Here is a 4,371-nt window from a genome sequence, read left to right as displayed (position 1 = left end):
AGCCCGCAGCCCGCAGCCCGCAGCCCGCAGCCCGCAGCCCGCAGCCCGCAGCCCGCAGCCCGCAGCCCGCAGCCCGCGCAGCAGGGCGGCTGGCGGCTCAGGGCACGCCGCAGGCGCTGGTGCCCTGGAGCGTGCCGGTGCGGAACACGCCGACCCGTTCAAACCCGGTCGCCAGGCCATGGCCGCCGGTGTCGCGGGCCGCGTAGTCGAAGCCCAGCAGCACCTGCACGGCCTCGTCCAGATCGCCTGGTGACAGGCCGAAGGAACTCTCGGTCGGTCGCAGCACCGAGCCGGTGTACGCCCCAGCCAGGCACAGCGCCTGCTGCCCGGACCGTTGCTCGCCGACCGGGCGGCCCAGGGCCGCAAGCGCGGCCAAGCCGTAGCGGGTCGCCAGCAGGGTGCCGGTGGCGTAGTCGCCGATCTCGGTGTGCAGGGCGGTGGCCCGGTCCACGTCGATCGAGATCGACCCGTCCTGGCAGTAGGCGATCGGGCCCTGTGTTCCCGGCGAGCACTCGCCGTTCACCGTGCCCCGCCGCACCAGCGGCGCCTGCCACGTGCGCCCGGCCTTGGTGACCAGCTCGCCGAAGTAGGCGGACAGGTTCGGGGTGACCGCGTCGAGCATGTCCTTGAACGGCAGGTTGCCGCCGCGCGCCCGATCTACGAAGTCGGTGAAGGCCCGCTGGGTGAACTGGCGGTTCTGCACCGTCATCCGCCCGCACAACGCGGCTCCTTCCCGGTAACCGTCCTGAAAGGCGGCCACCCGGTCAAAGGCGTTGCCGTGCGCCGCGTCATCGCTTTCCGAGGTGCCGACAGGATCCCGGAAGGAGATCAACGCGCGTAGCGCGGAGTCCAGTTGGTCGGCGGTGACCCGCAGGTGCGGCGCCTTGCCGTCGGACACCCACCGGACGAACGTTCCGGCGTAGCAATCGGCCATGGCCTCCATCAGGATCGTCGGATACTGCTCGGGTTGCTTGCGTTGTTCCTCCGCGCCCACACCAGCCCGGTGGTGCACCGCGTGCCCGACCTCGTGGGCGAGCACGAGCACGACGGCGGCGTCGCCGTACTTGTCCCGCAACACCGGCAACAGCGCGGAGCGATCCCAGGCGATCGCATCCACCGAGGCGCAGTAGAAGGCGTTGCCCTCCACCTCCATGGCCTGCGCCGCGCACGGTGGCGGCTTGGCGGACCGGTCGGTCGTGTCGACCGAGTAGTAGCCGCCGGCCAGCTCCTGCCACTGTTTGCCGAACGTGGCCGGATAAGCCTGCCGCCAGTACTCGCCGATGTCGGTCACCGCGGTCGCGGCGAGCCGGTCGACCAGCCCGCCGTCAGTGCCCCGGACGAATCCGGGATCCACCGCGACCGAGTCGGTGGCGGCGACCGGACTGCCCGCCACCGCCACACTGCACCCGGCGACCAGCGCCGTGGTCAGGGCGAGCACAGCGAGACTGGGCCGCAACGATCGTCGCCGGAGTGGTGGCCGCACCGGACCATTGTGCCGAGAACGGCGGCTGTTGTGGCCGATGCGGTAGCCATCAACATTCGCCGCGTCCGGCTTTCGGTCGCGATGGCCCGCTCGTTCAGGTGGTTTCCGCCGGTGGTGCGGACTGCCGACGGGAATCGGCGGAAGCCTGGCCGGGCAAGGCCTGTGGTGCGTCGCGACTGATGCACGTGGTGGGTTTCGCGGTGCTCAGTCGCGCGGTCGTCTGCTGGCGGATTGGTCAGGCACTCGGCTGGGGCACCGCGACCAGACTGTCGGGCGTGGCGGCCACCTCCTCTCGGGCGAGGATGCGGCGCAGCGTGGTGGTCAGCGTCGCGGTCGGGTCAGAGCTGGTCAGGTCGGAGTTGGTGGTGTCGGAGTTTGTGCTGTGTGAGCGCCAGGCGACGAAGCCGTCCGGGCGGATGAGCAGTGCGCCGTCCTGCGGGAGACCGGTCGCGGTGAGCCACCTTCCTTTCTCGTCGAGTACGGGACCGTGGTGTGGGTGGAGCAGATGCGCCGTCACCGGTATGCCGAGGGACTCGGCCGCCGCGTCAGCCGCCGCGTACCAGGCCTGACCTGCCGGGCCGGCCAGGACGGTGAACCGGGACGCCACCAGGTCGAGGGTGGAGACCTGGACTTCGTTGTGGCGTAACCACACGTGTGGCGCCCTGGTGCCGGGCGAGCCGTCGAGCACCACCTCGGTGAGCGAGGGCAAGGTGGTGCGGGGTGAGATCACCGCTCCGGCGGCGTAATGGTGCCCCACCTGAGCCACCAGGATCTCGGCGATGCCGAGTTCACTGCGTTCGGCGATCTTGCTGAAGTCCCAGTGCAGCCGCCGGTTGACGCTGCGTAAGAGGACCTGCTCCATGGTGAACAGCGCCAACGGCCTGCGTTCGGCGTCGTAGCTGTTCAGCAGCGCGGGCCCGGCCTGCCCGCGGTGCGCCATCGCGAGCTTCCAGGCCAGGTTCTCCGCGTCGGCGATCCCGGTGTTCAGACCGAAGCCGCCGGTCGGTGGCACCACGTGCGCGGCGTCGCCGATGAGGAAGACCCGTCCGGTGGAGAACTGGTCGGCTACCAGCGCGGTGGATTGCCAGGGCAGCACGCTGAGAACCTCCGCGGGCAGATCCGTCCGGCCGATCGCCGCCTCGACCAGCTCCTGGCAGCGCTCGAGTGGGAAGTCAGCCGGGCTCTGGCCGGCGGCCGGGTCGTAGGCGATGTGCAGGGCGTAGCGGTCCTGGCCGTCGACGGAGAACAGGGGACCGGAGACCCGCGGATTCCTGATCTCGTACATCCCGCCAGGCCGGTTGGCCAGCAGTGAACTCAGCTCGGCGCGGAACAGAATGTTGATCATGTGCCCGCCCAGTGGCCCCGGTCCGGTGGTGGTGATGCCGGCCCAGGCGCGGACACGGCTGTGCGCACCGTCCGCGGCCACCAGGTAGCGGGCGCGGATCCGGCCGCGTTCGCCGGTGGCGTGGTCGAGCACGATCGCGGTCACACCGTCCTCGTCCGGTTCGATCGCGCACAGTTCGACGCCGAATCGCACGGTCGCGCCCTGGCTGACGGCGGCCTCGAAAAGCACCGGGTCCAGCTGGTCCTGCGCCCGGTCGCCACCGGTGACCGGACTGATCTCCTCGGCGGCGGCCATCAGTCCGAAGAAGCCGGACTCGGTGGCCGTGGGCGGCTCCAGCGCGGGCACCTCGGCGAGCGAGGTGACGGTGACCCGGCCGGTCGGGGAAGGGCGGGACCGGGTCGTGTGAATCGCCGGTTCGAGACCGGCGGCGCGCAGGGGTTCGAGGCCGCGCAGGCTCACGCCGAGTGCGCGCGGGTGGTTGGACAGACCGCCGCGCCGTTCGACGACCAAGGGTTGGATTCCTTGTCTGGCAAGGAATACGGCCATTGACAGGCCGACCGTGCCCGCGCCGGCCACCAGCACGGTGACTTCTTCGTAGGTCATGTCCCATCCCTTCGCTGGGAACGGCGTTCCCGACTTGGCAACACTGTGCCCTTCGGCTAGGGTGGCTGTCAACCCGGCGGGACTGAGGACGAGCAATGAGTGGTGCGGACAACCCGCTGCCAAGGGCCGACGTGGTGTGGACTCGCATTCCAGTGGTGGTGGAGCGGGCTCGCAGGCCGGTCTTGACGGTGGCGCGGATGGTGGACGCGGCGGTACGGGTCGCGGACGCCGAAGGGGTGGACGCGGTGTCGATGCGGCGCCTGGCCACCGAACTGGAGACAGGTACGACATCGCTGTACCGGCAACTGTCCGGAAAGGAGGATCTGCTTGAACTGATGGTCGACCACGTCTACGGCGAGTGTGAGTTGCCGGAGCAGCCCTCCGGTGACTGGCGGGCGGACCTGCACTTGGTCGCCACCGCGGGACGGCGGTTGATGCTGCGGCACTCCTGGCTCGTGTCCGTGCTGGGCAGTCGCCCGCCGATCGGTCCGAATGCGTTGCGGCACATGGACTTTGCCCTTGCCGCGGCACGCGGAGCGACCGACGACGCGACCGAGGCATGCGGATTGGTCGACGCCGTGTCGAGCCTGGTGCTCGGCGGTGTGGTCAACGAGGTCGCGGAGCGAGAAGCTCAGCGGCGCACCGGGCAGGATGAGCAGCAATGGCGCGACACCGTGGGGCCCTACATCCAGCAGGTGGTGGAGAGCGGTCGGTATCCGGAGGTCACCCGGCGGGTGCTTGAGGCCACGGACCGGACGCACGATCAGCAGTTCGAGCTTGGGCTTGGGCTGTTGCTGGATGGGATCGCGATGCGGATCGCCGCCGGCCAGCGGGCTTAGCATCCTTCGCTGCGGGCTGCGGGCTGCGGGCTGCGGGCTGCGGGCTGCGGGCTGCGGGCTGCGGGCTGCGGGCTGCGGGCTGCGGGCTGCGGGCTGCGGGC

Annotated in this window: 3 protein-coding genes; 1 reads left to right on the top strand and 2 read right to left on the bottom strand. The window is 70.5% G+C overall.

Translation table 11 applies throughout. The features are described from left to right. Nucleotides 1-97 precede the first annotated feature (97 nt). Complete coding sequence (locus MZC64_RS47440; RefSeq protein WP_247766266.1) at nt 98-1,483, bottom strand: neutral zinc metallopeptidase; 1,386 nt, start codon at nt 1,481-1,483, stop codon at nt 98-100. A 235-nt stretch (nt 1,484-1,718) separates the two neighbouring features. Then, a complete protein-coding gene (locus MZC64_RS47435) occupies nt 1,719-3,431 on the bottom strand; it encodes an FAD-dependent monooxygenase (protein WP_247766267.1) in 1,713 nt (570 codons plus the stop codon). A 197-nt stretch (nt 3,432-3,628) separates the two neighbouring features. Between MZC64_RS47435 and MZC64_RS47430 the strand changes: the two genes are divergently transcribed. Continuing rightward, nucleotides 3,629-4,270: a TetR/AcrR family transcriptional regulator gene (locus tag MZC64_RS47430; protein ID WP_247766268.1), complete on the top strand. Its 642-nt coding sequence runs from the start codon at nt 3,629-3,631 to the stop codon at nt 4,268-4,270. Nucleotides 4,271-4,371 lie beyond the last annotated feature (101 nt).

This window comes from Crossiella sp. S99.2, assembly GCF_023094165.1.
Classification (GTDB): Bacteria; Actinomycetota; Actinomycetes; order Mycobacteriales; family Pseudonocardiaceae; genus Crossiella.
The sequence above is the reverse complement of the archived record's forward strand: the minus strand, read 5'-3'. Positions and strand labels throughout refer to the sequence as shown.